The organism is Povalibacter sp. (assembly GCF_036735925.1).
GTDB lineage: Bacteria > Pseudomonadota > Gammaproteobacteria > Steroidobacterales > Steroidobacteraceae > Steroidobacter.
On record NZ_DAINNK010000015.1, the window covers coordinates 44,760 to 70,927 of the forward strand.

General features: G+C 64.8%; 23 protein-coding genes. 17 read left to right on the top strand and 6 right to left on the bottom strand.

Annotated elements, in window-relative coordinates; genetic code table 11:
* Window positions 1-44 precede the first annotated feature (44 nt).
* A complete protein-coding gene (locus V7D81_RS07050; protein WP_324315437.1) occupies window positions 45-887 on the top strand; it encodes an SDR family NAD(P)-dependent oxidoreductase in 843 nt (280 codons plus the stop codon).
* Window positions 888-899: 12 nt separating this feature from the next.
* Here the strand turns inward: V7D81_RS07050 and V7D81_RS07055 are convergent, their stop codons facing one another.
* Window positions 900-1,586 (bottom strand): M15 family metallopeptidase, encoded by a 687-nt coding sequence (locus V7D81_RS07055; protein ID WP_324315438.1) that lies wholly within the window; start codon window positions 1,584-1,586, stop codon window positions 900-902.
* A gap of 349 nt (window positions 1,587-1,935) precedes the next feature.
* Here V7D81_RS07055 and V7D81_RS07060 point away from each other — a divergent pair, with 349 nt between their 5' ends.
* From V7D81_RS07060 to V7D81_RS07070, 3 genes are all read left to right on the top strand, one after another.
* Complete coding sequence (locus tag V7D81_RS07060; RefSeq protein WP_324315439.1) at window positions 1,936-4,368, top strand: EAL domain-containing protein; 2,433 nt, start codon at window positions 1,936-1,938, stop codon at window positions 4,366-4,368.
* A gap of 197 nt (window positions 4,369-4,565) precedes the next feature.
* A complete protein-coding gene (locus V7D81_RS07065) occupies window positions 4,566-6,479 on the top strand; it encodes an ATP-binding cassette domain-containing protein (RefSeq protein ID WP_324315440.1) in 1,914 nt (637 codons plus the stop codon).
* 176 nt (window positions 6,480-6,655) lie between these two features.
* Window positions 6,656-8,332 carry an MFS transporter gene (locus tag V7D81_RS07070; RefSeq protein ID WP_324315441.1) on the top strand — a complete coding sequence of 559 codons (1,677 nt, stop codon included), beginning with the start codon at window positions 6,656-6,658 and terminating at the stop codon, window positions 8,330-8,332.
* A 24-nt stretch (window positions 8,333-8,356) separates the two neighbouring features.
* Here the strand turns inward: V7D81_RS07070 and V7D81_RS07075 are convergent, their stop codons facing one another.
* Entirely contained in the window at window positions 8,357-8,968 is a 612-nt protein-coding gene (locus V7D81_RS07075; RefSeq protein WP_324315442.1) for a TetR/AcrR family transcriptional regulator, read from the bottom strand.
* Window positions 8,969-9,198: 230 nt separating this feature from the next.
* On the opposite strand from V7D81_RS07075, the gene V7D81_RS07080 reads away from it, so the two are divergent.
* Window positions 9,199-9,546 (top strand): energy transducer TonB, encoded by a 348-nt coding sequence (locus tag V7D81_RS07080; protein WP_324315443.1) that lies wholly within the window; start codon window positions 9,199-9,201, stop codon window positions 9,544-9,546.
* Window positions 9,547-9,642: 96 nt separating this feature from the next.
* A complete protein-coding gene (locus V7D81_RS07085) occupies window positions 9,643-9,888 on the top strand; it encodes a hypothetical protein (RefSeq protein ID WP_324315444.1) in 246 nt (81 codons plus the stop codon).
* Window positions 9,889-10,050: 162 nt separating this feature from the next.
* On the opposite strand, the gene V7D81_RS07090 is transcribed toward V7D81_RS07085, so the two are convergent.
* Entirely contained in the window at window positions 10,051-11,292 is a 1,242-nt protein-coding gene (locus V7D81_RS07090; protein ID WP_324315445.1) for a CaiB/BaiF CoA transferase family protein, read from the bottom strand.
* A gap of 93 nt (window positions 11,293-11,385) precedes the next feature.
* On the opposite strand from V7D81_RS07090, the gene V7D81_RS07095 reads away from it, so the two are divergent.
* From V7D81_RS07095 to V7D81_RS07105, 3 genes are all read left to right on the top strand, one after another.
* Window positions 11,386-11,790: a hypothetical protein gene (locus tag V7D81_RS07095; protein ID WP_324315446.1), complete on the top strand. Its 405-nt coding sequence runs from the start codon at window positions 11,386-11,388 to the stop codon at window positions 11,788-11,790.
* 154 nt (window positions 11,791-11,944) lie between these two features.
* Window positions 11,945-12,415 carry a hypothetical protein gene (locus tag V7D81_RS07100; RefSeq protein ID WP_324315447.1) on the top strand — a complete coding sequence of 157 codons (471 nt, stop codon included), beginning with the start codon at window positions 11,945-11,947 and terminating at the stop codon, window positions 12,413-12,415.
* Window positions 12,412-13,752, top strand: a complete 1,341-nt coding sequence (locus V7D81_RS07105) for a GAF domain-containing protein (protein WP_324315448.1) — start codon at window positions 12,412-12,414, stop codon at window positions 13,750-13,752. The genes V7D81_RS07100 and V7D81_RS07105 overlap by 4 nt, the downstream gene beginning before the upstream one ends.
* 22 nt (window positions 13,753-13,774) lie before the next feature.
* Here the strand turns inward: V7D81_RS07105 and V7D81_RS07110 are convergent, their stop codons facing one another.
* Window positions 13,775-14,476 carry a hemerythrin domain-containing protein gene (locus V7D81_RS07110; protein ID WP_324315449.1) on the bottom strand — a complete coding sequence of 234 codons (702 nt, stop codon included), beginning with the start codon at window positions 14,474-14,476 and terminating at the stop codon, window positions 13,775-13,777.
* A gap of 153 nt (window positions 14,477-14,629) precedes the next feature.
* On the opposite strand from V7D81_RS07110, the gene V7D81_RS07115 reads away from it, so the two are divergent.
* The 3 genes from V7D81_RS07115 (at window position 14,630) to V7D81_RS07125 (ending at window position 17,355) form a co-directional block, all read left to right on the top strand.
* A complete protein-coding gene (locus V7D81_RS07115; RefSeq protein ID WP_324315450.1) occupies window positions 14,630-15,433 on the top strand; it encodes a tyrosine-protein phosphatase in 804 nt (267 codons plus the stop codon).
* Between the two features lie 107 nt (window positions 15,434-15,540).
* Window positions 15,541-16,722: a GGDEF domain-containing protein gene (locus tag V7D81_RS07120; RefSeq protein WP_324315451.1), complete on the top strand. Its 1,182-nt coding sequence runs from the start codon at window positions 15,541-15,543 to the stop codon at window positions 16,720-16,722.
* A gap of 186 nt (window positions 16,723-16,908) precedes the next feature.
* Entirely contained in the window at window positions 16,909-17,355 is a 447-nt protein-coding gene (locus V7D81_RS07125) for a CBS domain-containing protein (RefSeq protein WP_324315452.1), read from the top strand.
* 123 nt (window positions 17,356-17,478) lie between these two features.
* On the opposite strand, the gene V7D81_RS07130 is transcribed toward V7D81_RS07125, so the two are convergent.
* On the bottom strand, window positions 17,479-17,961 hold the full coding sequence (locus V7D81_RS07130; RefSeq protein WP_324315453.1) for a glutathione peroxidase: 483 nt from the start codon (window positions 17,959-17,961) through the stop codon (window positions 17,479-17,481).
* Between the two features lie 110 nt (window positions 17,962-18,071).
* On the opposite strand from V7D81_RS07130, the gene V7D81_RS07135 reads away from it, so the two are divergent.
* Together V7D81_RS07135 and V7D81_RS07140 are read left to right on the top strand one after the other, a co-directional pair.
* Window positions 18,072-19,025, top strand: coding sequence for an AEC family transporter (locus V7D81_RS07135; protein ID WP_324315454.1), 954 nt, complete (start codon window positions 18,072-18,074; stop codon window positions 19,023-19,025).
* Window positions 19,026-19,163: 138 nt separating this feature from the next.
* Window positions 19,164-21,170: a TonB-dependent receptor gene (locus tag V7D81_RS07140; RefSeq protein WP_324315455.1), complete on the top strand. Its 2,007-nt coding sequence runs from the start codon at window positions 19,164-19,166 to the stop codon at window positions 21,168-21,170.
* Window positions 21,171-21,283: 113 nt separating this feature from the next.
* Here the strand turns inward: V7D81_RS07140 and V7D81_RS07145 are convergent, their stop codons facing one another.
* The gene (locus tag V7D81_RS07145; protein ID WP_324315456.1) at window positions 21,284-22,375 is read right to left on the bottom strand and encodes a J domain-containing protein; all 1,092 of its coding nucleotides are present in this window, start codon (window positions 22,373-22,375) and stop codon (window positions 21,284-21,286) included.
* Between the two features lie 225 nt (window positions 22,376-22,600).
* Here V7D81_RS07145 and V7D81_RS07150 point away from each other — a divergent pair, with 225 nt between their 5' ends.
* The 3 genes from V7D81_RS07150 to V7D81_RS07160 all read left to right on the top strand — a co-directional run bounded on the left by V7D81_RS07150 (window position 22,601) and on the right by V7D81_RS07160 (window position 26,129).
* Window positions 22,601-23,230, top strand: coding sequence for a YqiJ family protein (locus V7D81_RS07150; protein WP_324315457.1), 630 nt, complete (start codon window positions 22,601-22,603; stop codon window positions 23,228-23,230).
* A 45-nt stretch (window positions 23,231-23,275) separates the two neighbouring features.
* Entirely contained in the window at window positions 23,276-24,958 is a 1,683-nt protein-coding gene (locus V7D81_RS07155) for a flotillin family protein (RefSeq protein WP_324315458.1), read from the top strand.
* 151 nt (window positions 24,959-25,109) lie between these two features.
* A complete protein-coding gene (locus V7D81_RS07160; RefSeq protein WP_324315459.1) occupies window positions 25,110-26,129 on the top strand; it encodes a PstS family phosphate ABC transporter substrate-binding protein in 1,020 nt (339 codons plus the stop codon).
* Window positions 26,130-26,168: the final 39 nt, after the last annotated feature.

Genomic DNA, 26,168 nt, shown 5'->3' on the forward strand with positions numbered 1-26,168 from the left:
ACGCTTGCGGCGCACCCGGCACAACACCGATTACTTGGGTCCGCATGACGTTGCAGTATCCCCAGCTCGCTGCGCGCTTTCCCCGCAAACGCGCCTTCATCACCGGCGCCGGCAGCGGGCTGGGGCTCGCATTGACGCAGGCGCTGGCGCGCGATGGCTGGGCGCTCGGCCTGTTCGATCACAACCTCTCGCGGCTCACCGAAGTCGAAGGCACGCTCTCGGGGTCCGGCATTTCCGTCTTCGCCTATCCCGGCGACGTCACGCATGCCGACGAACTCACGGTGGCGGTGAACACGTTCGCAACCGGCAACGACGGGCTCGACCTCATGATCAACAACGCCGGCGTGTCCTGCGCCGGCACGCTGATGGAAACGCCGCTGGCCGACTGGCAATGGATCGTCGGCATCAACCTGATGGGCATCGTGCACGGCAGCCGCGCAGCGATTCCGCATCTGCAGCGCAACGGCTCGGGTCTGCTGATCAATGTCGCGAGCGCCGCCGCGTTCGCTTCGGCACCGGGAATGATTGCGTACAACGCCACGAAGGCCGCTGCGCTCTCGATCAGCGAAAGCCTGTGCGGCGAACTGCGCGCCGTCGGTACGCAGGTCTCGGTCGTGATGCCGACCTTCTTCAGAAGCGGACTGCTGGAATCATTTCGCGGCAGCGATGAGCGACGCCAGCAGGCAGAGCAGGCGATGACGCATTCGACGTACACCGTCGATCAGGTCGCGCACGACGTTCTCACGCAGGCGGGCGCGGGCCGCACCTACATCGTTCTGCCGCGATCGGCGCGCTGGCTGTGGCGATTCAAGCGCTGGATGCCGGGGCGGTTTCTCAAGACCGTCGTCGCGATACGCGAGCGGATGCGGGCCACGCGCCAGCCATGACGGAAAGAGAAGTCAGAACACTCTCCCCGCCCCATCGATCGACAGCATGAAGCGGGTATAGATCTCCGGCAGTCGCGCCAGCACCTGCGGCCTGCCCTCGATCGGACTCGTCTCGATCACCTGTCGCAGCATCGACAGGCTCAATGATTCCAGCGCCGGCACGGACACCGGCGCATAACTCAGATGCCAGGGTTCGGGACTCACGCCGCCGCGATCCGTCCGATAGGGCCGGAAGAAACCGAACCGGCTCATGTGGGCGTCGAGCCAGGCGCTCAGACGGGAAAAAATTCCGTCGGCAGCGTACTCGGCCGGCACCAGTTCGACCTTGTAGCCTTCCGGAATCGCCGCGGCGTCGATCACGTCGACGTCGCTGCCCCAGTGATGACGGCTGCCGCCGGGAATCGCGGACCAGCACAGGATCGTATCCACCGCTGCATCGTCGCCGAGACTCGAACGCTCGACCGGCCGGCTGTTGCGATCGTAGAGCTGACGTTCGCCCAGCCACTTGCGATTCCAGATGAGCATCTGCGTATCGAAGTCGCGGAAGCTCGAACGCGCCGCCAGATCGATGCCGTCCTCGGCCGCTGCGTCACGCATCGAAAGAAACGATGCGACGGCCTCGTAGTGAAGCACGCAACGCGGGTGTTGCAGTTCGACGACGTGCGTGCGGGCCCGACCTGTCAGTTCGAGCTCATTCATTCGTGTTCAAACCTCCGACACTGATGAACCATTCATCGCCACGAGTATGTCAAAAAACCCGACAAGTCCGCGCGCTTCAGGGTTCGCCTCGTTCCGATTCAGCAGCGGCGATGGCGTGTCCATCGGAAAAGATCGTTATGATGACGCAAACAGCGGAAACGATCGTGCGCGCCTGCGTAGCTTAGTCGCAGGCTCATTGCGACCAAAGGCCCATGCGCGAAACGGCAGGTTTCGGGGTCAAATACGAATTCAAGTCAGCTGCAGGGCAATGAATAATCGCGGCGTCGAAGGGGCCGCCCTGACGCGGTAGATTCGACGCGCTAGACAATGGACGGCGCTGGAGCAGAGTTTGAGAACGCACGGCCTGAAGGCCAGACTACTCAGCATCGCGATCGCAGCCGGACTGTGCATCACAGTCATTCTGTTGTCGCTCGAGTATCTGGAATACCGACGATCCGTCTCTTCCATCGGTGCCAACGGCGAGCGTTCCCTGCTCGCTGCCGAGTCGCTGCGGCTCGATCAGGAAGGCCGCGCACTCGTGACGGCGCGCAGTGCCGATCTCGAAACCGCGCTGCGCAACGCCGACCGCACGCAGACACAACTCCTCGGCAACGCGCTGCTGGCGGCGCCGATCGTCACGTCGGTCTCCATCAGCGACACCGGCGGCAGCACGCTCTTCGCCGCACAGAAGAGCGAACCGTGGGTCGTTGCCCTGGTCGGCGAAGAACGGCGCCGGATCGAAGAACCCGTCGGTGCGAACGGCATCGTCCGTCTCGAAGTCGGCCGGCCCGGGCTGCTCGATTCCGCGCGCGGCCTGCGCGAGCAGCTCGAAAGCGTCGAGGAACGCGACTTCAGGAACTGGGTGTGGATCATCGGCGGCGCCGGGTTGCTCATCACTGTCGTGATGGCGGTGGTCGCCTGGCTGCTGGCGCGCCGGCTCGAACGTCCCATCGTCGAACTCATCCGCTCGGCCGAACGCATCGGCGAAGGCGACTACACGCGCCCGCATGCGATCACCAGCAGCAACGAAATGGCGGACCTGGAAATGGCGCTCGACCGCATGCGCCAGAACCTGCGTCAGACCACCATCACCAAGGACTACCTCAACACCGTCCTGAACAGCATGAACGATGCGGTGCTGGTGACCTCGCCCGCCGGCGTCATCACGCGCGCGAACGACGCCGCCGTGCGCCTGTTCGGTTATCGCGAAGAGGACATCGTCGGCAAGCCGTTCATCACGTTGATCGCCGACAACGAGCGCGAGAACTTTTCGCTCGAAGCGTCCGCGGTGGAAACGCGCGAGACCGTCATCGCCACCGCCAGCGGCCAGACCATCCCCGTATCGCTCTCCGGCGCACCGATCGCCGCCGACGATCCGCAGTTCGCCGGCACGATCTACGTCGTCCGCAACATCACCGAACGCAAGCGCGCCGAACGCCGCATCCGCTACCTCGCCCGCTACGACGCGCTGACGAAGGTGCCGAACCGCATGCAGTTCCAGCACATGCTGCAGCAGGCCATTGCGCGGGCGCGCAAGACCGATCGCGGCATCGTGCTGCTCTACCTGGACATGGACCGGTTCAAGGAGATCAACGACACGTTCGGCCATGCGGCCGGCGACCGCACGCTCGAAGTGCTCACCGAACGTCTCACCCGCATCCTGCCGCGCGAAGCGGTGGTCGGCCGCCTGGCCGGCGACGAGTTCGGCCTGTTCATCGAAGGCTTCAGCGAAGCGGAGCATGAACGCGCGCAGGCGGCGAATCTCGCGCGCATGGTGCTGGCGGAAGTCGGCAAGGCGTACTACGTCGACGAACAGGAAGTGTTCCTGACGGCGAGCGTCGGCATCGCGCTGTGCCCGAAGGACGCCGAGAACGTCATCGACCTGATCCGCAACGCCGACGCGGCGATGTATCACTCGAAACAGAACGGTGGCAACAGCTTCGCCTTCTATTCGCCCGAGATGAATGCGGCGGCGGTCGAACGGCTGATGCTGCGAAGCAAGCTGCGTCGCGCGCTCGAACGCGACGAGCTGGTGATGTTCTACCAGCCGAAGATCGATCTGCAGGATGGCCGCATCGTCGGCGCGGAGGCGCTGCTGCGCTGGCGCCTGCCCGGTCATGGCGACATTCCGCCGGCGCAGTTCATTCCGCTGGCGGAAGAGACCAACCTGATCCTCGGCATCGGCGAATGGGTGCTGAACCGCGTGTGCTCCGACTATCGCCGCTGGACCGAACGCATTCCGGATCCGGGCCGCGTGTCGATCAACCTCTCGCTCAAGCAATTGCGTCAGGCGAGCTTCATCACGCGCTGCCGCTCGGTGTTCCGCCGTCACGAGGTCTCGCCGACCTGCTTCGAACTGGAGATCACCGAAACCACCCTGATGGCCGATCCGACGCGCACGATCAAGCTGCTGAACGAGCTGTATGCGATGGGCCTGCACCTGTCCATCGACGACTTCGGCACCGGCTATTCCTCGCTGAGCGCGCTGCAGCAGTTCCCGATCAACACGCTGAAGATCGATCAGTCCTTCGTACGCGACGCGGCCATCAACCCGGACGACGCCACCATCGTCCGCACCATCATCGACATGGGCAAGGCGCTCGAAGTCGAAGTCGTGGCCGAAGGCGTCGAGAACGAAGAACAATTCAACCTGCTGCGTGCCCGCGGTTGCCACTATGCGCAGGGTCGCCTTTTCGGCGATGCCATGAGCGCGGATGACTTCTTCGCCCTGCTGCTGGCCCAGTCCAACGGGCGATCGAAGGTCAGCAAGCTGTTTGCCTGACTCGCCCCCTCCTCCGCGAAGCGGGGGAGGGTTGGGGTGGGGGCAGCGCTTGTGGGCCGGCTTTCCCGCGGGATTTCCTTCGGTCACAAGCCGGCCTTTCTGGGAGTCAGGCTGAAGCCTGACCTACAATCCACCATCCTGTCCTTCCCCCGCTGCGCGGAGGAAGGGACGCACCATTCGACCTCCCCTCAATTTTCATGCTCACCTTCTCGTCCCTGTCCCTGCGCCGCGGCACCCGCCTCCTGATCAAGGAAGCCTCCTTCACCATCTATCGCGGCGAGAAAGTCGGCATCGTCGGCAAGAACGGCACCGGCAAATCGAGTCTGCTGGCGCTGATGCTCGGCGAACTGCAACCCGATGCCGGCAGCTTCGACCGTCCGTCGCAGCTGGTACTGGCGCACGTTGCGCAGGAACTCGATGCGACCGATCAGAGCGCCATCGAATTCGTCATGGATGGCGATGAAGAACTGCGCACCACCGAACAGGCGATTGCGCGCGCCGAGGCAGCCGACGACGGCATCCGGCTCGGCGAACTGCATGCGCGCTACGCCGCGATGGGCGGCTACGACGCGCGCAGTCGCGCCGCCCGGCTGCTGCACGGCCTCGGCTTTTCGTCGGAGGACGAGAATCGTCCCATCCGCGCCTTCTCCGGCGGCTGGCGCGTACGGCTCAACGTCGCGAAGGCGCTGATGTGCCGTTCCGACCTGCTGCTGCTCGACGAACCGACCAACCATCTCGATCTCGATGCCGTCATCTGGCTCGAAGAATGGCTGCGCAACTATCCCGGCACGCTGCTGATGATCGCGCACGATCGCGAGTTCCTCGACCGCACCGTCGATCGCATCGTCCACATCGAACAGGGCACGGCGAAGATCTATACGGGCAACTATTCCAGGTTCGAGGAACAGCGCGCCGAACAGCTCGCGCAGCAGCAGTCGATGTACGAGCGCCAGCAGCGCGAGATCAAGCACATGATGAGCTTCGTCGAACGCTTTCGCGCCAAGGCGAGCAAGGCGCGGCAGGCGCAGAGCCGCATCAAGGCGCTGGAGCGCATGGAACGCATCGCGCCGGCGCACGTCGATTCGGAATTCGAATTCGCCTTCCTGCCGCCGGACAAACTGCCGCAGCCGCTGCTGACGCTCGACGACCAGTCCGTCGGCTATGGCGACCGCACCGTCCTCGGCTCCATCGGCATGACCATCGCGCCCGGCAGCCGCGTCGCGCTGCTCGGCCGCAATGGCGCTGGCAAGTCGACGATGATGAAGCTGCTGGCAGGCGAACTCGAAGCGCGCTCGGGCAAGCGCACCGAAGCGCGCGATCTGCGCATCGGCTACTTCGCGCAGCACCAGCTGGAACAGCTCTCGGCGAGTGAATCGCCGCTGCAGCATCTCAAGCGGCTCGGCGGACCGGCAGCGGCGCGCGCGACCGAACAGGAACTGCGCAGCTTCCTCGGCAAGTTCGGCTTCAGCGGCGACCGGGTCTTCGAGGCCGTCGGTCCGTTTTCCGGCGGCGAGAAGGCGCGACTCGTGCTTGCGCTGGTGAGCTATCAGCGTCCGAACCTGCTGCTGCTCGACGAACCGACCAACCATCTGGACCTGGAAATGCGCCAGGCACTCGCCGTCGCGCTGCAGGATTTCGAGGCGGCCGTGGTGCTGGTTTCGCACGATCGTCACCTCCTGCGCGCCGTCGCCGACGAACTCGTGCTGGTGGATCAGGGCAGGGCGCGCGTCTTCGACGGCGACCTCGACGACTACGCGCGCTGGTTCACGACGCGCGAACAGGTCGAAGAACAGCAGATCGCAGAACGCGTCCCCGGCGGGAACAGCGCGGAACAGAAGAAGCAGCGCAAGCGCGAGGAAGCCGAACAGCGCAATCGTCTGAGCGGCCTGCGCGGCCAGATCGCCCGGCTGGAAAAGGACATGACGAAGCTGCAGGCGGAACTGGCGGGCATCGAATCGTCGCTGGCCGATGCGGATGTCTACCAGGAAAAGAACAAGCCGCGGCTGCTGCAGCTGCTCGACTCCCAGAAGACCCTGAAGCGCAAGCTCGACGAGGTGGAGTCGGCGTGGCTGGAGGAGTCGGAGAAGCTGGAGAAGGCGGCGGTGTCCTGAGTTCTTCCTGTGGGGCCGGCTTCAGCCGGCTCTTGCTGCCAAGGCCGGCTGAAGCCGGCCCCACAGGGAGAGGGTTCTTCATCTCCCGCCCATGAACAAATGTGGAGATCCGTCAGTATCGGCGCACGTCCCGGACGGGTTGTGCTCTACTGCCGGCGATCCGGGGGAGGCGATGAATGAATACGACAACAGGGGCGGCCGGCCTCGCGAATGCGGGTACGAAGTCCACGGGCATCGATAAAGCACACCGCAAAGTCATCTTCGCCTCGTCGCTCGGCACCCTGTTCGAGTGGTACGACTTCTACCTCTACGGCTCGCTGGCCGCGATCATCGGCAGGCAGTTCTTTTCCGGCGTCAACGAGACGACGGCCTTCATCTTCGCACTGCTGGCCTTCGCTGCGGGCTTCGCCGTCCGGCCTTTCGGCGCGGTGATCTTCGGGCGGCTCGGCGATCTGTCGGGACGCAAGCACACCTTCCTCATCACCATCGTCATCATGGGCGTGGCCACGGCGCTCGTCGGCATCCTGCCGACCTACGCGAATATCGGCATCGCCGCGCCGGTCATTCTCATCTCCTTGCGGCTGCTGCAGGGCCTGGCGGTCGGCGGCGAATACGGCGGCGCCGCGACGTACATCGCCGAACACGCGCCGCCGGGACAGCGCGGCTACTACACGAGCTGGATCCAGATCACCGCCACCTGCGGCATGATCCTGTCGCTGCTCGTGATCCTCGCCTGCCGCTGGCTGCTCGGCGAGGAGTTCGAGACCTGGGGCTGGCGCGTGCCGTTCCTGCTGTCGATCATCCTGCTCGGCATTTCCGTCTACATCCGTCTGCAGCTGCACGAGTCGCCGGTGTTCCACGAGATGCGCACCGAAGGCAAGCTGTCGCGGGCGCCGCTGCGCGAATCGATCGGACGCTGGAGCAATCTGAAGCTGGTGCTGCAGGCATTGTTCGGCGCGATGGCCGGCCAGGCGGTGATCGGCTACGTATCGCTGGTCTACATGAATCTGTTTCTGACCCAGACGCTGAAAGTGGATGCGTCCACGTCGAACCTGCTGGTCGCCGCGGCGCTCACGGCGGCGGCGCCGTTCTACATGCTGTGCGGACGGATCTCCGATCGCATCGGCCGCAAGCCGCTGGTGATCATCGGCTGCGTGCTGTCGGCGCTGACGCTGTTTCCGATCTTCAAGGGCCTGACGCACTACGCGAACCCGGCGGTGGCCGCGGCACACGCGTCGGCGCCTGTCACGGTCGTTGCGCATCCGGCGCGCTGCAGTTTCCAGTTCGATCCGGTCGGCGGCGCCCTGTTCACGAGCGATTGCGATGTGGCGAAGAGCGCACTCGCCGGCCTGCGCATCGGTTATGAGAACGAAGCTGCGGATGCAGCCACGACCGCCTACGTCAAAGTGGGCGAGCGCACGATCGCCTCGTTCGACGGCACATCGCTGTCGACGGAAGAGTTCAGGACGCGCAATGCGGCGTTCCATGGCGAACTCGCTGCCGCGCTCGCCGATGCCGGCTATCCGGCGAGCGCCGATCCGGCACAGATCCACTACGGGATGCTGTTTGCGCTGCTGTTCCTGATCTCGCTCTTCGGCGTGATGACCTACGGCCCGATCGCCGCGTGGCTGGTGGAACTGTTCCCTGCGCGCATCCGCTACACGTCGATGTCGCTGCCCTATCACCTGGGCAACGGCTGGTTCGGCGGCTTCCTGCCGAGCATCGCCTTCGCGTGCATCGCGTACACGGGCAACATCTATTCGGGGCTGTGGTATCCCGTCATCGTGTGCGTGATGACGGCGATCGTCGGGACGTTCTTTCTGCGCGAGACCCACGGCATCGCACAGGAGTGATCGGGTCGATCAGCTCATGGGCGATCAGCCCGCCGGGCGCAGGTGGTTGTCGATGAGCACGTCGGCCGCGGCGACGACGTATTTCTGCGGACCGTCGCTGCCCATGCACTGCGCCACGGAGAAGGCGCCGTCCACCAGCAGCACGAGCTGATCGGTGAGTTCCGCCGGATCGCGCACACCCTCCATCTGATCCACCAGTCCGCGGATGCGACGCTGCAGCTCGAACTGCACGCCGCTGGCGATCTTGCGCGCCGGATGCTCGGAATCGGGAAACTCGACCGTGATGTTCCTGAAAGGACAGCCGCGATATTTCGGGCTGCTCACGAAGCGCGCGATGCCCTGAAACTGCGCGCGCAGCTTTTCGCGCGGCGTGGGGCCGGCACGTTCGATGTTGCGGTCCCAGCCGGTCCAGCGGTCCTGCGCTTCCTGTTCCAGCACCGCCGCAATCAGCGCGTCCTTGGAGGGAAACCAGCGGTAGAGGCTGGTCTTCGCCACGCCGGACTGCGCGACGACCATGTCCACCCCGACGGCGCGGGCGCCTTCGCGATAGAACAGCTCGCGGGCCGTATTCAGGATGCGGTCCCGGACGCTTTCCGGCGCTTCTTCGCCCGGCTTGGCTGCGGCTGGTCTGCCCATCGTCTACCTCTCTGTGGAATGTCGGCTTGACAACGCTACAGACCTGTACGTACTCTTAAAACAGACAGGTCTGTAGCGTTTCTCAATGTAGCGTCTGAACCCGGCCAGTTCAAGGCGCATCGTTGCCGCGACGCAACATCCCCGTCGGCCGTCGCAGGCCCGGATTGCAGTGACCCCCGCAACCGGTTCCTGCGACGGATCCCTTTTTCCCTCTCCCGAGAGATACCCCCATGAACACTCCGCTGAAAATTCTGGCCATTGCCGGCGCGCTTGTGTCCCTTCCCGCCTTCGCGGCGACCGAGACCTGCCAGCCGCATGTGATCGAAAGCCCCACCCACTATCCCATCCGGTCGCAGATCCGCGGCCAGGAAGGCATCGTGTACATCGACGTCAGGATCGATGCCAGCGGCCGCGCCGCGAGCACCGAACTGCAACGCTCCAGCGGCTATCGCCTGCTCGACCGTGCCGCCCAGCAGAGCGTGAAGAACGACTGGGTCTTCGACATTTCCGACTGCGTCCGCAAGGACCTGCCTGCGACGCACCGGGTGGCCGTCGACTACCGCAATCCGGAGTACTGACCTGGAGGGCGAGTGCGTCGCGAGGCGCACTCGCCTCCTGCTCCGTCGCGGCCTACGATGCCGCTGCCGATCCCGGCAACCACACGGAGAAGCGCCATGAACCTGCGGAAAGTCTTCCTCGCCGTCGCGCTCGCCACCTTCACGTCCGTCGCACTGGCAGGTCACTGCCCGATGGACATGAAGGAAATCGATGCGGCGCTGGCGGCGCAGCCCAATCTCACGGCCGAGCAGCTGGCCGAGGTCAAGAAATACCGTGCCGAAGGCGAGGCCCTGCACAAGGCCGGCAAGCATGGGGAATCGGTCGAGGCGCTGGGCAAGGCGAAGGCGATTCTGGGGATCTGATCTGTCTGATCTGATCTGTCTGATCTGATCTGTCTGATCTGATCTGATCTGTCTGATCTGTCTGATCTGTCTGATCTGTCTGATCTGCCTGTGGGGCCGGCTTCAGCCGGCCTCTCTCTAAGGAGTCAGGCTGAAGCCTGACCTACAGGAAGAAACAGATCGCTAGCTTCCAACCACTCCTCGCGCCGCCAGCCGCTCCAGCTCCTCCTCCGACAGATCCAGCCGCTCGCGCAGCACTTCACGCGTGTGCTGACCGAGCGTCGGCGGCGCCGCCGAATACTGCAGCGGCGTTGCCGACATCCTGATCGGACTCGCCACCTGCGGCACCGAGCCCGACAGCGGATGCGGCAGATCGATACGCATCCCGCGACTGACCACCTGCGGATGCTCGAACACCTGTGCCAGGTTGTTGATCGGCCCGACCGGCACGCCCAGCGGTTCGAGCAGCGCCACCCATTCGGCCACCGTGCGCTGCTTCAGCACGTCTTCGAGCAGCGGCACGAGTTCGGCGCGATTGCGCACGCGATCGGCATTGCGACGGAAGCGCGCGTCCAGCGAGAACGGGCAGCCCGCCGCGTCGCAGAATTTCGCGAACTGACTGTCGTTGCCGACCGCCAGCACGAGTTCGCCGTCGGACGCCGCAAAGACCTGGTACGGCACGATGTTGGCGTGCGCATTGCCCTGCCGCTGCGGCACCTTGCCCGAGATCAGGTAGTTCATGTTCATGTTGGCGATGGTCGCGACCTGCACGTCGAGCAGCGCCATGTCGATGTACTGGCCCTCGCCCGTGCGCGTGCGATGCGCCAGTGCGGCGAGCACGGCGATCGTCGAATACAGGCCCGTCGTGATGTCGGCGACTGCGACGCCGACTTTCTGCGGTCCGCCGCCCGGCAGGTCGTCGCGCTCGCCCGTGATGCTCATCAGGCCGCCGATGCCCTGGATGATGAAGTCGTATCCGGCCACCGAACACATCGGTCCCGTCTGGCCGAAGCCGGTGATGGAGCAGTAGATCAGCCCCGGATTGATGGCTTTGAGATCTTCATAGCCGAGGCCATAGCGCGCCAGATCGCCTGCCTTGTAGTTCTCGAGCAGCACGTCCGATTGCGCGGCGAGCTGGCGCAGCAGGTGCTGGCCTTCGGGCTTCGCGATATCCAGCGCGACCGACTTCTTGCCGCGATTGGCCGCAAGGAAATAAGCGGCCTCGTGCGTATCGTTTCCGTCGCGGTCCTTGAGATAGGGCGGACCCCAGCCGCGGGTGTCGTCGCCGCTGCCCGGCCGTTCGATCTTGATCACGTCGGCGCCGAGGTCGGCGAAGATCTGCCCCGCCCACGGGCCGGCCAGCACCCGGCTCATGTCGAGGACACGGATATGCGAAAGCGCGCCGCGCTGGTTCGATGCATTCATGCCGGCGAGTGTAGAGGAGCGGATGGAACGAATTCACGAACCGCCCGCTCTGAGCTATATAAAGAACTGTCGGTGTTTCACGGAGTGCGAATCATGCGTCCCTGCGTCGCCACGATGCTTCTGCTGGCCTGCTTCGCCGCTGCAGCCGCGGAACCGGAAAAGACGGCCGCAAAGCCGCTCGACCTGAAACTGCCCGACATCACCCGGATCTTCACGCAGGAACAGATCAACCGGATCCTCGCCGGCATACGCGATCCGGACACGATCGAAGAAGTGGAAGTGGAAGGATTGCGTCGTCGCGCCCCCGTGCCCAATACGCCCGTGATCAGCTCGCCGCTGGTGAGCGCGGGAATCTTCTCCCCCTTCTGGGCGCTCGCGCATCCCACGCAGGCCTGGCGCATCCTGGCGCCGATTCCGCCGGACCAGGCGCAGTTCATCGGCAACACGCCGCCGGATGCGTCGGACCCGTATCGCGCGCCGACACTGCCGACGTTCTGAGCAATCCCCTCCTCTTCCTGTGGGGCCGGCTTCAGCCGGCCTCTTTATCAGAAGTCAGGCTGAAGCCTGACCTACAAAGGAAGAAACCGGGCTGCTGGCAACGCCGTGGCCGCGCAGGCACCATGGCGATCACACAATCAAGAAGATCGCCTCCGTGCAATTCGATGATGACCTCGTCGCCTTCCTGACAGGCGGCATCTCGATCACGCTCGCTTCGCGCAATGCCGCACTGGTGCCTTCGACGTCGCGCGCAAAGGGATGCCGCGTGCTGCGCGATGCCGGCCGGGTTCGTGTGCGCGTGTTCGTGTCCCAGCTTCAGGCCGGCGACTTTCTCGGCGACATCCGCTCGACCGGCATGATCTCGGCCACCTTCACCGTGCCGCGAACGCATCGGACCTTGCAGTTCAAGAGTCGCGACGCGCGCATCGACCTGGTGAACGCGGACGATCTCGCCGCGATCGCGACCGCAGCCACGGCGTTCGCCGCCTGCATCGAACCGCTCGGTTTTTCGCACGAGTTCAGCGCGGCGTTCCTCGCCTCGCCCGGCGATGAAGTCGCGATCGAATTCACGCCGACCGATGCCTTCCAGCAGACGCCGGGACCGGCGGCGGGCGAGCGGCTATGACGATCACGCTCGCCGGCATCCGCGACTGTCTCGACGGACAGGTTCCCGCCGTCATCGCCACCTGCGACCTGGAGGGCAATCCGAACGGCAGCTTCGTGTCGCAGGTGCACTTCGTCGACGACGATCACGTCGCGCTCTCGTTCCAGTTCTTCAACAAGACACGCCAGAACATCCTGGCGAATCCCGTCGCGACGCTGATGGTGGTCCATCCGCTGACTGCGGCCCGCTACCGTCTGCACGCGCGTTACCTGCGCACCGAGAAGGAAGGTCCGCTGTTCGAGAACATGAAGGCGAAGCTCGCGGGCATCGCTTCGCACACCGGCATGGCCGGCGTATTCAAGCTGCAGGGCGCCGATGTCTATCGCGTCACGGCAGTGTCCGCGGTGGCCGGTCAGACGGTGCTGCCGACGCCGCCGCGACGCAGTCTGCTCGCGGCCGTGCGCAGCTTTGCCGAAGCAACGCAGCGCTGGACCGAACTGAGCGATCTGCTCGATGGCGCGCTCGCCGCGATCGAAGCGCAGCTGCGCATCGCGCACTCGATGATTCATTGGCTCGACGAAAGCGGCGAACGGCTGTATCTGGTCGCGAGTCGCGGGTATGCGCAGTCGGGCGTCGGTTCGGAAATCCAGCTCGGCCAGGGCGTGATCGGCGTGGCAGCGAGCGCACTCACCTCCATCCGCGTGACGCACGCGACCTCCGAGTACACCTACAGCCGTGCAGCGCGCGACAGCGTTCGCGCCAGCCAGCTCGCCGATCGCCTCGAAGCGGAAATCCCTTCGCCGGGACTGCCGGCGCCCGGCAGCCAACTCGCCGTTCCCATCACCGCCCGCGGGCAGTTGCTCGGCGTGCTGTATCTCGAGCATCCCGCGGAATCGCAGTTCGGCTACGACGAAGAAGATGCCGTGGTCACGATGGCTCAGCACCTGGGTCTTGCCGCCTGGATGCTCGGCCAGACCGCCGCCGCCAGCACCGAACGGCCGCGCGCGAAACGTCACGAGCCCGCGCCACAGGGCGCGACCATGGCGATCCGTCACTACCCGGCCGACGACACGCTCTTCGTCGACGACGACTACCTCATCAAGGGCGTCGCCGGCGCGATTCTCTGGAAGCTGCTGCGCGACTACACCGGGAAGTCGCGCCAGGAATTCACCAATCGCGAACTGCGGCTCGATCCGACGCTGCCGCTGCCGGATCTGTCCAGCAATCTGGAAGCGCGCCTGATCCTGCTGCAGCGGCGACTCGCGGAACGCTGTCCGTGCCTGGGCATCGAGAAGACCGGTCGCGGCCGTTTCCGCCTGCGGGTGAGCCGGCCGTTGCAGCTGCTGGAGGCTTCCTGATCATTCCCAGCGCAACGAACATTTACGCCAGCGCCCGTTCCAGCTTGTAGAAGTCGCGCTGCGACAGCAGTTCGCGCGCGAGGCCGAGCACGCCCTCGAACACTTGCGGCGGCGCGGCGCGCTTCATGCCGCCGAGCATGAAGGCACGCTCGTCCGCATTGATGTGCGGCAGCATCCAGCGCAGTCCCGCCATCGATTGCTCCGGCGTCATCGAAGCCACGATGCGATGTTCGAGATCGATCAGTTCCTGATCGCCGTACCCGCTCACCAGGAGCGCGTGATTGCTCGTCTCCTCGAAGGCCATGTGCTCGAAATTCTCCGCCACGAACAGGCCGAGTTCGAGGTACAGCTCGGTGGCGAGCTGCGAACGCTGCTGCGGCTGCGCCGACTCGATGTGTGCGACCTGGTCTTCCAGTGCGCGGATGGCCGCGACATGGCCGACGTGATCCGCGGCCGTGTGATTCGCACCGCCGGTCGTTGCCGCTTCGATCGCCGGATGCAGGAAATCATTCTCGTGCTGCAGATGTCCCAGGCACATCGCCAGCAGTCCGCGCAACTGTTCGAGCGCCTGGGCGCGCTCGCAGTCGTCGTTCGCATCCATGCGCCCGATGCGCAGCAACGTATCGCTCATGAAGCCGCGCAGGCCTTTGTGAATGATGCGATAGATGTTGTAGCGCGAAGCCATGTCGGCGTCGGGCAACGCAGCCTGAAGAACAGCAGCCATGATCGATCTCCGTCAGAGTGAACGCCGCGAACTGCGGCCATGAGAGATCGTAGGCAGATCCGCACGTCGGGATTGCTAAAAGCGGACTACGGGAATGCTAAGAAAATACTAAAGGGCCATGCGAGAATCGCCGCCGGATTTTCCGGGGTCTGCATGACCGCATCGATCAGTACCGAATCCGTTCCTCCGCGACTCCTCGAGTTCGAGGGCGCCTGCAATTTCCGCGACATCGGCGGCTACGCCGCCATGAACGGCCGCCAGGTGCGCTGGGGACAGGTATATCGCACCGGCGTGCTGAGTTATTTCACCGACCAGGACCATCCATCGCTGCTGCAGCTCGGCGTGCGCGCGATCTGCGATCTGCGTCGGGACGAAGAACGCGCGCGCGAGCCCACGCGCTGGCCGGACGCCGCCGTGGTCCCGATGATCTGGGAGGATGGCAACGCACCGACCATCCGCGGCTTCGCCGCGCAGCGAACGCGCGATGCGGCGGGCATGTACGAATCGATGCTGGAGCTCTATCGCGCGCTACCGGCGTGGATGGCGCCACGCATCCGCGGACTGTTCGAATGCATCGCGACCGGCAAGGCGCCGGTCGTAGTGCACTGCTCGGCGGGCAAGGATCGCACCGGTCTCGCCATTGCGGTCCTGCTGAGCGCGCTCGGCGTCGCGCGTGAAACCATCATCGAGGACTACCTGATCACCAACCGCGCCGGCGACTTCGAACAGTTCATCGTGACGCGCCAGGGCCAGCTCGGTCTCGGCGATGCACATCAGCCGCTGCTGGCAATGCCGGAGGACATGCGGCGCGTGCTGTTCGCAGCCGATGCGACGTACCTGCAGGCGGCGTTCGATTGCATCGACCGGAAGTACGACGGCATCGACGGCTACCTTAGTACCTCGGTACGCATCGGCGACGACACGCTCGCGACGTTGAGAAAACACATGCTCACATAACGCGAAAATGGCCGGCGCGGCTTGCCGGAATCGCCGGCCAGACCGCACAATCCGCGACAGTCTCGTGCTGCGCTTGTTCGAACAGGGAAAACCGGTCCATTCGCCTGATGCCGTCCGCAGCTCCATCGCAGAACGAAGAATCGCTGGTGTCGCGCGTCCTCGCGCAAGGCTACGGACGCCTGCGCTTTCCCGAACCGCTCGAGAGCGAATTCCGCACCGACTATCGGCGCAATGCGCTGCGCTGGATCCGCATGTGCGTGTATGTCGCCGTCGGCACGAGCATCGGCTTCGCGATCATCGATCACTGGGTGATCCACGCGCACAACGTGATTCCCGACGTCGTGCGCTTCGGCCTGCAGTTTCCGGTGCTGGCGGTCGCGCTGCTCGCCACCTATCAGCCGTTCTACACGCGCTGGTACGAACGCACGGTCCAGGTCGGTGCCGCACTGTTCGGCATCGGCACGATCCTGCTGGCGAGCTATGCGCAGCCCGACCACACCGCGCTCGTGGGTGCACGCATCCTGCTGGTGGCGTTCTTCGTATTCTTCATGCTCGGCATGCGACTCGTGCAGGCCCTGCGCACCAACGTCGTCATCCTGGCCGCGCTCATGGCCGCCGGTTTCGCCGGCCTCATGCGTCCGGAAGTCGCCACGTACCTGTCGTTCGCCCTGGTGTGCGCGATCATCATCGGCACCGCCGGCGCCTACGCACTCGAACACGCGAACCGCACGTCGTTCCTCGAACGCAGGCTGCTGGTCGAGATCGCCGAACTCGATGGCCTGACCCGCCTGCTGAACCGCCAGACCTTCGAATCCCGCGTGCGCGATACCTGGCGCCGCGCCGTTTCCGAGCAGCGCGCAGTGACGGTGTTCATGATCGACGTCGATCACTTCAAGCTCTACAACGATCACTATGGCCACCAGGCCGGCGACGAGTGCCTGCGCCACGTGGCGAGCGCAGTGCGATCCGCCGTGGGCACGCGCGCCGGAGATTTCGTGGCGCGTTACGGCGGCGAAGAGATCATCGCGGTGGTGTTCGACCGCACCCACGGCGAAGCCGACGAGATCGCGCGGCGCATCGTTGCCGAAGTCGCCGCACTCGGCATTCCCCACGAATCCTGCGACTGCACGCGCGTCAGCGTAAGCGTCGGCGCCGCGACCCAGATTCCCAGCATCGCCTCATCCTACGACGCCATCGTGCGCCTCGCCGACGGCGCGCTCTACACCGCAAAACGCCAGGGCCGCGATCGCAGCATTGCGGTCGAAGCGAGAACGGCGGCGGTGGCCTAGGAAACAGAGGCCGCAAAAGACCGCATAAAGGAAGATCGGCAAATGCCGGGTCGGCGCAGCCAGACACGTACATGTGCGACTTTGCCCGCGAGCGACGCGGCGTAGTCTGCCTTGCGTCCCGCTGCGCGCGGGAACCCGCTGCTCCGTCATGAGTTCAGTCCGGGAACCCAATTTCGGGAGATGAACATGAAAGTCAAAGAAGCCATGACCCGCGACGTGCGTCTCGTGCGTCCCGACCAGACGATCCGCGAAGCCGCGCATCTGATGGCAGAACTGGATATCGGCTGCCTGCCCGTCGAAGAGAACGACAAGATGGTCGGCATGATCACGGATCGCGACATCGCGGTGCGCGCGATCTCGGAAGGACGCGGACCGCAGACGCCGATCCGCGATGTCATGTCAACCGACGTGAAGTACTGCTACGACGACCAGTCGGTCGAAGAAGTCACGCGCAACATGGCCGACATCCGTGTGCGCCGCCTGCCCGTCGTCAATCGCAGCAAGCGCCTGGTGGGCATCCTGTCGCTCGGCGATCTCGCCGTCGACGAAAGCGCGCAGGACGAAGCCGGCGAAGCGTTGTGCGGAATCTCGCGGCCGGGCGGCGAGCATTCGCAGTCATCGGCGCGACACTGAGTCCGCTTTCTGTGGGGCCGGCTTCAGCCGGCCTTCTTCCTGTAGGTCAGGCTTCAGCCTGACCAGTTCCAGGCCGGCTGAAGCCGGCCCCACAGAAGGAATCCGGCGGGAGAGTTCATCTCCTCATCCCAGCACCTTCTCGATATCCCCCGCCAGATCCTCGGGCTTCGTCGTCGGCGCATAGCGCGATGTCACCTGGCCCGTGCGATCTACCAGGAACTTGGTGAAGTTCCATTTGATGCCCTTGCTGCCCAGCACGCCGGGCGCTTCGTCCTTCAACCATTGGTAGAGCGGGTGCGCGGCGTCGCCGTTGACGTCGATCTTCTCGAAGATCGGGAAACTGACGCCGTAGTTCTTTTCGCAGAAGGCGCCGATCTCGTCGGCGCTGCCGGGTTCCTGCGAGCCGAACTGGTTGCAGGGAAAGCCGAGCACGATCAGGCCGCGATCGCGAAAGCGTTTGTAAACCTCCTCCAGGCCCTGGTACTGCGGCGTGAAGCCGCACTTGCTCGCGGTATTGACGATGAGCAGGGCCTTGCCCCTGAAATCCTGCAACTGCACGGGTTTGCCATTCAGCGATTTCGCTTCGAAGTCGTAGGCGGTAGTCATGACTGAACCGTTGTATAGGTGGAGTAACGGGAAGGTCGGCGGGACCATTACACTCTACACGCGGAAGGGCCCACGGGTCTTTACCGCTCCCCACTCCACGTCGTTTCTCGATGCTGTCCTCCGCCTGGCACTACTTCCTGCTTTCCGCACCGCTGTTCGTCATCGTCCTGATCGGCTTCATGATCGGCGCGTGGCGATGCTGGCAGCCGCGGTGGACCAGCCTCGCCTCGAAGATCGTCTTTGCCGTGATCCTGCCGGCGATGCTGTTCCGGCTGATGAGCGATCTGCACGGCGTGCCGCCGGTCGATGCGCGATTGCTGATTGCATTCTTCGGCGGCTGTTTCGTGGTGTTCGCCATCGGGCGGATGGTGGGAGCCTGGGCATTCCGGCTCGACGGCGTCTCGCAGTCCGTGTTCGCGCTCGGCGGCATCTTCTCCAACAACGTGCTGCTGGGACTACCGATCGCCAAAATGACGCTCGGCGAAGGAGCGGTTCCGGCCGTGGCGCTGGTCATCGTCTTCAATGCCCTGACGCTCTGGACGCTGGTGAGCGTCTCGGTCGAGTGGGCCCGGCATGGCTCCTTCTCGATCGCGGGCTTCGGCAAGATGGCGCTGGGTGTCATCACCAATCCGGTCGTGGCCGGGATCGTCGCGGGCACGCTGTTCGGACTCTCGGGCTGGTCGCTCCCAGGCCCGGTCCACTGGATGCTGGACGGCCTCGCCGATCTGGCAGCGCCGGCGGCCCTGCTGGTCCTCGGCATGGGACTCGCCGAGTACGGGATCAAGCGCGACTGGCAGCTGTCGGTCGCGGTCACGACCCTCAAGCTGTTCGTGCAGCCGTGCGCGGTCTGGATCATCGGCCTGCTGCTCGGACTGCCGCCGCTGGAACTGCAGGCGGTCGTGCTGCTGGCCTCGATGGCCGTGGGCGCCAATGTCTATCTCATGGCCATGCAGTTCCAGGTGCTGCAGGGGCCGATTGCCAGCAGCCTGGTCCTGTCGACGGCGCTGGCCGCGCTCACCACGCCGCTGATCCTCGCAGCCATGCACGCGGTCACAAACCGGTAGCGGATGTCAGGAAAGCGCACGGCGCCGTGAAGAACTGTGGCCGATCAGCCCGGCGTTAACCGTTGCGTAACCTCCAGTAACGTTGAATTCGGCCGAAGTCATGCGAGTCTCGAAGGCGTTCCCCTGGAGATCTCGCCCATGACACGTTCGTCCTTCCGGCGCACGACACTGCGCTGCGGCCTGTTTGCCGGTTCCGCCCTCGCCCTCACCTCCGTTGCTCTCGCGGCCGACGACAATGAAATCCTCGACGAGGTCGTCGTCTTCGCGCGCGGCGAGGCCTTGATCGGCAAGGCCGATGCGTCCAGCGAAGGCGCGGTGGGCGGCGCCGACCTGTCGGTGCGGCCGCTGCTGCGCGTTGCCGAACTGCTGGAAGTCGTCCCCGGCCTGATCGCTGCGCAGCATTCGGGCAGCGGCAAGGCCAACCAGTACTTCCTGCGCGGCTTCAATCTGGATCACGGCACCGACTTCACCACCTACATCGACGGCGTGCCGATGAACATGCGCACGCACGGCCACGGCCAGGGCTATCTCGATCTCAACGGCCTGATCGCCGAAACGGTCGACCGCATCGACTATCGCAAGGGCACCTACCGCGCCAACGCCGGCGACTTCTCGATGGCGGGGTCGGCCTTCATGACCACCGTGAATCACATCGATCCCTTCCTGTCGGCCGAGACGGGCAGCCACGACTGGCGACGGCTCGCCGGCGGCGGCTCGTTCGATGCGGGCGAAGGCACATTCACGTTCATGGGGCAGCTCAAGACCTACGACGGTCCGTGGCAACTGCCGGAAGATCTCAGGCACGAATCGATCTGGGGCAAGTACGCACGCGATACCGCGCTCGGCGCGCTCGAACTGAGTGTCTCCGGCTATCACGCCGAGTGGGATCCGACCGAGCAGATTCCCGAACGCGCCATCGGCACCAACGTATGTCGCGACGAGTTCTGCGCGCTCGATCCGACCGCGGTCGGCGAAACGCTGCGCTGGATCGGCTCCGCGAAACTCACCGGCACCGACTGGCGTGCCTCCGCCTACGCGCAGTACTACGACTGGCACATGCTCTCGAACCCGACGTACGACTACCAGATCGACCAGTTCGATCGCCGCTGGATCGCCGGCGGCCTGTACGAACGCAACTTCGAAATCTCTTCGACGCTCGCGCTCACCGCCGGCGCCGAACTGCGCTACGACGACATCGGCAATGTCGGCCTGAATCACACGGAGGCCGGCGAGTTCGTCGAACAGATCGCCCGGCACGCCGTCACCGAAGGTTCGCTGGGTATCTACGGCGAAGCGACCTGGCAGCCGATCGAGAAACTGCGGGTCATCGGCGGCCTGCGCGGCGATTACTTCGACTTCGACGTCAAGGCGCGCATGGATGGCCTCGATGCCGGCAGCGCGGACGACAGCGCCGCTTCGCCAAAGCTCGGCGCCGCATGGACACTCACCGACACCGTCGAGGTGTACGCGAACTGGGGCAAAGGCTTCCACTCCAACGATGCGCGCGGCGTGGTCAACACCCTCACGCCGGTCGCGGGCATCAGCAAGGGCGAAGGACAGGAAGCGGGCCTGCGCTATGAACACGGCTCGCTGCGACTGTCCGCCACGTACTGGTGGCTCGATCTCGACAGCGAACTGAAGTTCGTCGGCGATTCCAATTCCGTCGAACCGGGCCCGGGCACCGAACGGCGCGGCTACGAACTCGTCGGCTTCTGGCGTCCGCTCGACTGGCTCGCCCTCGATGCGGTGTGGACCGGCAGCCGCGCGCGCTACGTCGACAGTCCCGGCGCCGAATACGTGCCCGGCGCCGTCGAGAACGCCGGCGAGTTCGGCATCTCCGCCGTGCGGGATCTGTGGGAAGCGAGCCTGCGCGTGCGCTATCTCGGCGAATATCCGCTGGTCGAAGACGATTCGCTGCGCGCCGATCCGGAAACGACCGTGAATCTGCGCGGCGCATGGAAGCCCGGGAAATTCGTGGTCTACGCCGAGCTGCTGAATGTCTTCGACAGCGACGGCAAGGACATCGTGTACTACTACGAATCCAACGTCGCCGGCCTCGATCCGCCGGGCGAGGCGGTCGCCGGACGGATGAGTCGTGCGGTGGAACCGCGCACGTTGCGCGCGGGGATCAAGTACCGGTTCTGAGCCGCTGTGGGGCCGGCTTCAGCCGGCCTTTTCGCAGTCAGGCTGAAGCCTGACCTACAGTCAGAGGCCGGCTGAAGCCGGCCCCACAGGAAGGAACGATCTGCCGCCGCGCCTCAATCGTCATCATCCCCATACGCGAACCGGCGCTGCTGCTTCAGCCAGCGCCGCGTCGAGGCCTTGCTGGCAAGCACGCGCAGAAACTGCTCCTGCCGCGCGATCTCCGCCCGCAGGCGCCGCGCCTGTCCCTGGATCACGTGAAGCAGCTTCTGCGGCTGGGCATCGCCGTGCTGCTCCAGTCCATGATCCATCACGAAGGCGACTTTCGCCTCCCTGAGCGTTTCCTTCGCCTTGCTGAGCTGTTCGGCGAGCAGTCTGTTGTACTGCCGCAGGCGCTGCTGGCCGATCTTCGCGATGGCGCCGGCATCGAGCTGCTCGATCTGCATCTGCGCCTCGAACAGCGTCAGCAGATCGTTCGCGGCATAGGCCTGATTGATCCGCTGCATCAGCACATTCTTCTCTTCGCGGCGTACCGGATCGGGCTCGCGATCCGGATGCACGGCGCTCGCCAGTCGCCGGTAGATCTCGCGCAGCGACTGCCGGGCCAGCTGCGCACTGTCTTCGCCGCGTCGTTTCGTCGCCGATTCGCGGCGACGTTGCGCCTTCGCATCCTCCCGCGCCGCATCCGCCGCTTCTCTTGCCGCCATCTCCCGGTACATGCGCTCGACCAGGTCCTCCTCCGAAAGGATTCCGTCATCGTCGCCGAGATCCAGACCGGTGAATTCCTCGGCCTCCGCCTTCAGTTGCTGCAGTTCGTCCTGCCTGGACGTATCGAAGTCCACCTCGCTGTGCTTGTCGTACAGCGCCTTGATCTCCGCGTCCGCGCCATTCGCTTCGAGCAGCACGTCGGCCGTACCGCGCAGAATCTCCCGCAGTTCGGCGCGCTCGACGCGCGACCACCCCGTCTGGTCGAGCAGGCGATCCACCGCGAACACGCTTTCCCTGCAGGCGCGGCTGAGCGAATCGTGCAGCGGCTGCAGCTTCTGCAACCGCGTCTGGCGGAACGCTGCAACGGCCGCCTCCCACTCCGCCAGCGTCGCGCGCGCCTTCTCGATCTGCGCAATCAGAAAATTGAATCGTTCCTGCTCGGGCGTCAGCTTCGTCGAGGCGACGCGCGATGAGATTTCCAGGGAGGTTTTGCGGGACATGCATCCAGCGAGTTGGAGAAGCGGGGCCGCATTGTCGGGGAGGGCGACTGCCGCAGCAACCGGACTCCAGCGCCGGAAACGGGAACAGAACCTTCTCCACCCTTCCACCGGTGCCCGCTGGCCATTCACCGGCAGCTTCTTGCTGAACCCCGTACGCCCCAGTTCAATAGGCGCGAGCTGAGATGGACGTATTGGCGAGCGCGTAAACGCAAGGAGAAGAACATCATGCTGTTCGCTGCAGAAACATGGCCGTTCACGGTGGCAACGTTCCTGATGTTGCTCATCGCCATCGTCGAAGGCATCGCGATGGTCATCGGCGCCAATCTTTCCGAATGGCTGCAGAACGCGCTGCCCGATCCCTGGGACCACATCGACGGACCCTTCGACAGGGTGCTGGGCTGGCTGCACGTCGGACGCGTGCCGCTGCTGGTGTTGCTGGTGCTGTTCCTGGCGGGATTCGCCGTCACCGGCTTCGCACTCAACATGGTGGTGCATCGGATCATCGGCCTGTGGATACCGCCGCTGATTTCGGTACCCCTCGCCCTCTTCGCCACCCTGCCGGTGGTCCGCATTCTTGGCGCCGGCCTCGCACGCCTGATTCCCACGGACCAGACGTACGCCGTGTCTTTCGAATCGCTGATCGGCCGCGTCGCGACGATCGTCGCCGGCACGGCGCGTCACGGCTATCCGGCCCAGGCGCGGGTGCAGAACGAACACGGCCAGAACCTCTACGTCATGGTCGAGCCGGAGGCCGAGGATGCGACGTTCGGAAACGGCGAGCGGATTCTGCTGAAACGGCGGATTTCCGGCAGCCGCTTCGCGGGGGTCGCGAATCCCTGGCCCGACCTCATCTGAAACTGCGCACTTCACCTGCCCTTGGGATTTTCGGGAGACAAACGGATGACCACCTCGATGATGATGGACAACCTGATTCTTGCAACCATTGCCTTCGTGGCGCTGCTGGTGGTGGGAATCATTTTCTCGCGCCTGTATCGCCGCTCGTCGAAGGAACGCTCGTTCGTGCGCACCGGCCTGGGCGGCCAGAAGGTGGTGATGGATGGCGGCGCGATCGTGTTCCCGGTGTTCCATGAAATCATTCTCGTGAACATGAACACGCTCAAGCTCGAGGTAACGCGCTTCGGCAAGGACTCGCTGTTCACGAAGGACCGCATGCGCGTCGACGTGGTCGTGGCCTTCTTCGTGCGCGTGGTGCCCACCAAGGAAGGCATCGCCAATGCCGCACAGACGCTCGGCCAGCGCACGATGGACCCCGGAGAGCTGTCGGCCCTGGTGGAAGACAAGTTCGTCGACTCGCTGCGCACCACCGCCGTGTCGATGACCATGCAGGAGCTGCTCGACAAGCGTCAGGACTTCATCCAGGGCGTGCAGAACGCGGTGAGCGAGGATCTGCTCAAGAACGGCCTGGAGCTGGAAAGCGTGTCGCTCACGCGCATCGATCAGACGCCGATGCAGTTCTTCGATCCGAACAATGCCTTCGACGCCGAAGGCCTGACGCGCCTGACCGAACAGACGCAGCAGCGCAGCCGCGAACGCAACGAGATCGAGCAGGACACGACGGTCGCCATCTCCAAGAAGAACTTCGAGGCGAAGCAGCTCCAGCTCGAAATCGATCGTCAGAAGCGCTTCGCCGAACTGGCGCAGATGCAGGAAGTGGCCGGACGAGAGGCCGAGCAGGCCGCCACGGTCGCGAAAGTGCAGGCCGAGAAGACCCGCGAGGCCGAGGAAGCGAAGATCGTCTCGCAGCGCCAGATCCGCGAAGCCGAGGTCGCCAAACAGCAGGCCGTGCGCCAGCGCGAAGTCGAAGCCGAACGCGAAGTGCAGATCGCGTCGATCGAACAGCAACGCGCCACGCAGATCGCCGAGCAGAACAAGTCGATCTCGATCGCGCAGAAGTCCGAGGAACAGTCGAAGGCGGAAGCCAGCGCCAACCTCGCGCTCGCCGAGGCCGTGAAGTCGGAACAGGCGGTGAAGACGGCCGAGGAAGTCGCCCGGGCCGAACGCGAGAAGCAGGTGACGCTCGTGCTCGCCTCGCAGGAAGCCGAACGCCAGGCCATCGGCGTGAAGGTCTCGGCATTCGCCGAGAAGGAAGCCTCGGAGGCGAAGGCCGATGCGATCCGCACGCTGGCGAAGGCCAACCGCGAGAACTACGAAGCGGAAGCCGCGGGCAAGCGCGCGCTGAACGAAGCCATCAACATGCTCTCGAATGCGCAGATCTCGCTGCAGGAGAAGCTGGCGCTGATCCAGGGCCTGCCGCGGATCATCGAGCAGGCGGTCAAGCCGATGCAGAACATCGACTCCATCCGCATCATGCAGGTCGATGGTCTCAACACCGGCGCCGCCAACGCTCAGGCAGGCGACGGCGTGCCCGGCGGCAGCGGCGGGAATCTCGCCGAACAGGCCGTCGGCGCAGCACTGAAGTACCGCGCCTACGCACCGGTGGTCGATCAGCTCATCAAGGAAGTGGGACTGTCGGGCGACGGACTCGCAGGACTGGTGAAGACCGCTGCGCCGGGTACGTCGATCGCAACCGTCCCGGTCGCGACGGCGCCGGCACAAGCCTGATCACGTTCGCTGCGAGCACGGGCGCCGAGGCGAGGGTCTCGGCGCCTGACGGTGGCAGCCTGTCGTCCGGGGATTGAGCAAATCCCGCTGTCGCCACGCGCCACATCCGCCCATAGAATCGACGCCTCGCAAAATGCCCAGAGGCGTCGTCATGACCGTAGCACCTGCATTGACCCGATGGATCGGACTGACGCTCGGCGCCATCGCGCTCGCCGCTTGCGGCGGTTCGGGCAGCAGCGACGACATGTCCGTCATCCGCATCGACGGCTCCAGCACCGTGTTTCCGATTGCCGAAGCGGTCGCGGAGGAATTCCAGCTCGCCGGCAATTCGCGCGTGCGCGTGACCGTCGGGCTGTCCGGCACCGGCGGCGGCTTCAAGAAACTCTGCCGCGGCGAAACCGATGTCGCGAATGCGTCGCGACCGATCCTCACCGAGGAAATGGAGAAGTGCCGCGCCGCCGGCATCAAGTACCTCGAACTGCCGATCGCGTTCGATGCCATCACCATCGTCGTCAACCCGGCCAATGACTGGGTGAAGTCGCTCACCATCGACGATCTCAAGAAGATGTGGGAACCGGCCGCACAGGGCCAGATCACGACCTGGAACCAGGTGCGTGCGGAATGGCCGCAGACGCGCTTGATGCTGTTCGGACCGGGCGCGGATTCCGGCACGTTCGACTACTTCACCGAAGCCGTGGCGCACAAGGCGAAGGCGAGCCGCGGCGACTACACCGCGAGCGAGGACGACAACGTGCTGGTGCAGGGCGTGGAGAACAACAAGAACGCGCTCGGCTACTTCGGCTTCGCGTACTACGCGGGCCACAAGGACCGCATGCGCGCCGTGCCGATCGAACGTCCCGACGGCGGCGGGGGCGTGCTGCCGGACATCGACACCGTGATCGACGGCAGCTACCAGCCCCTGTCGCGACCGCTCTTCATCTATGTGAAGGAGTCGTCGCTGCAGCGGCCGGAAGTGCGCAAGTTCATCGAGTTCTACCTGACCGAAGGACCGAAGCTGGTGCAGGAAGTCGGCTTCGTGCCGCTGCCGCCGGAGGCGACGCAGGTGGCACTCGATCATGTGCGCAACAACCGGCTCGGCACCGTGTTCGGCGGCATTCCGGAAGTCGGCGTGACGATTCAGGATGTGCTGAGTCGCGAAGCGACGCTTTAAGGGTTCTGCGCTCTGCCTGTGGGGCCGGCTTCAGCCGGC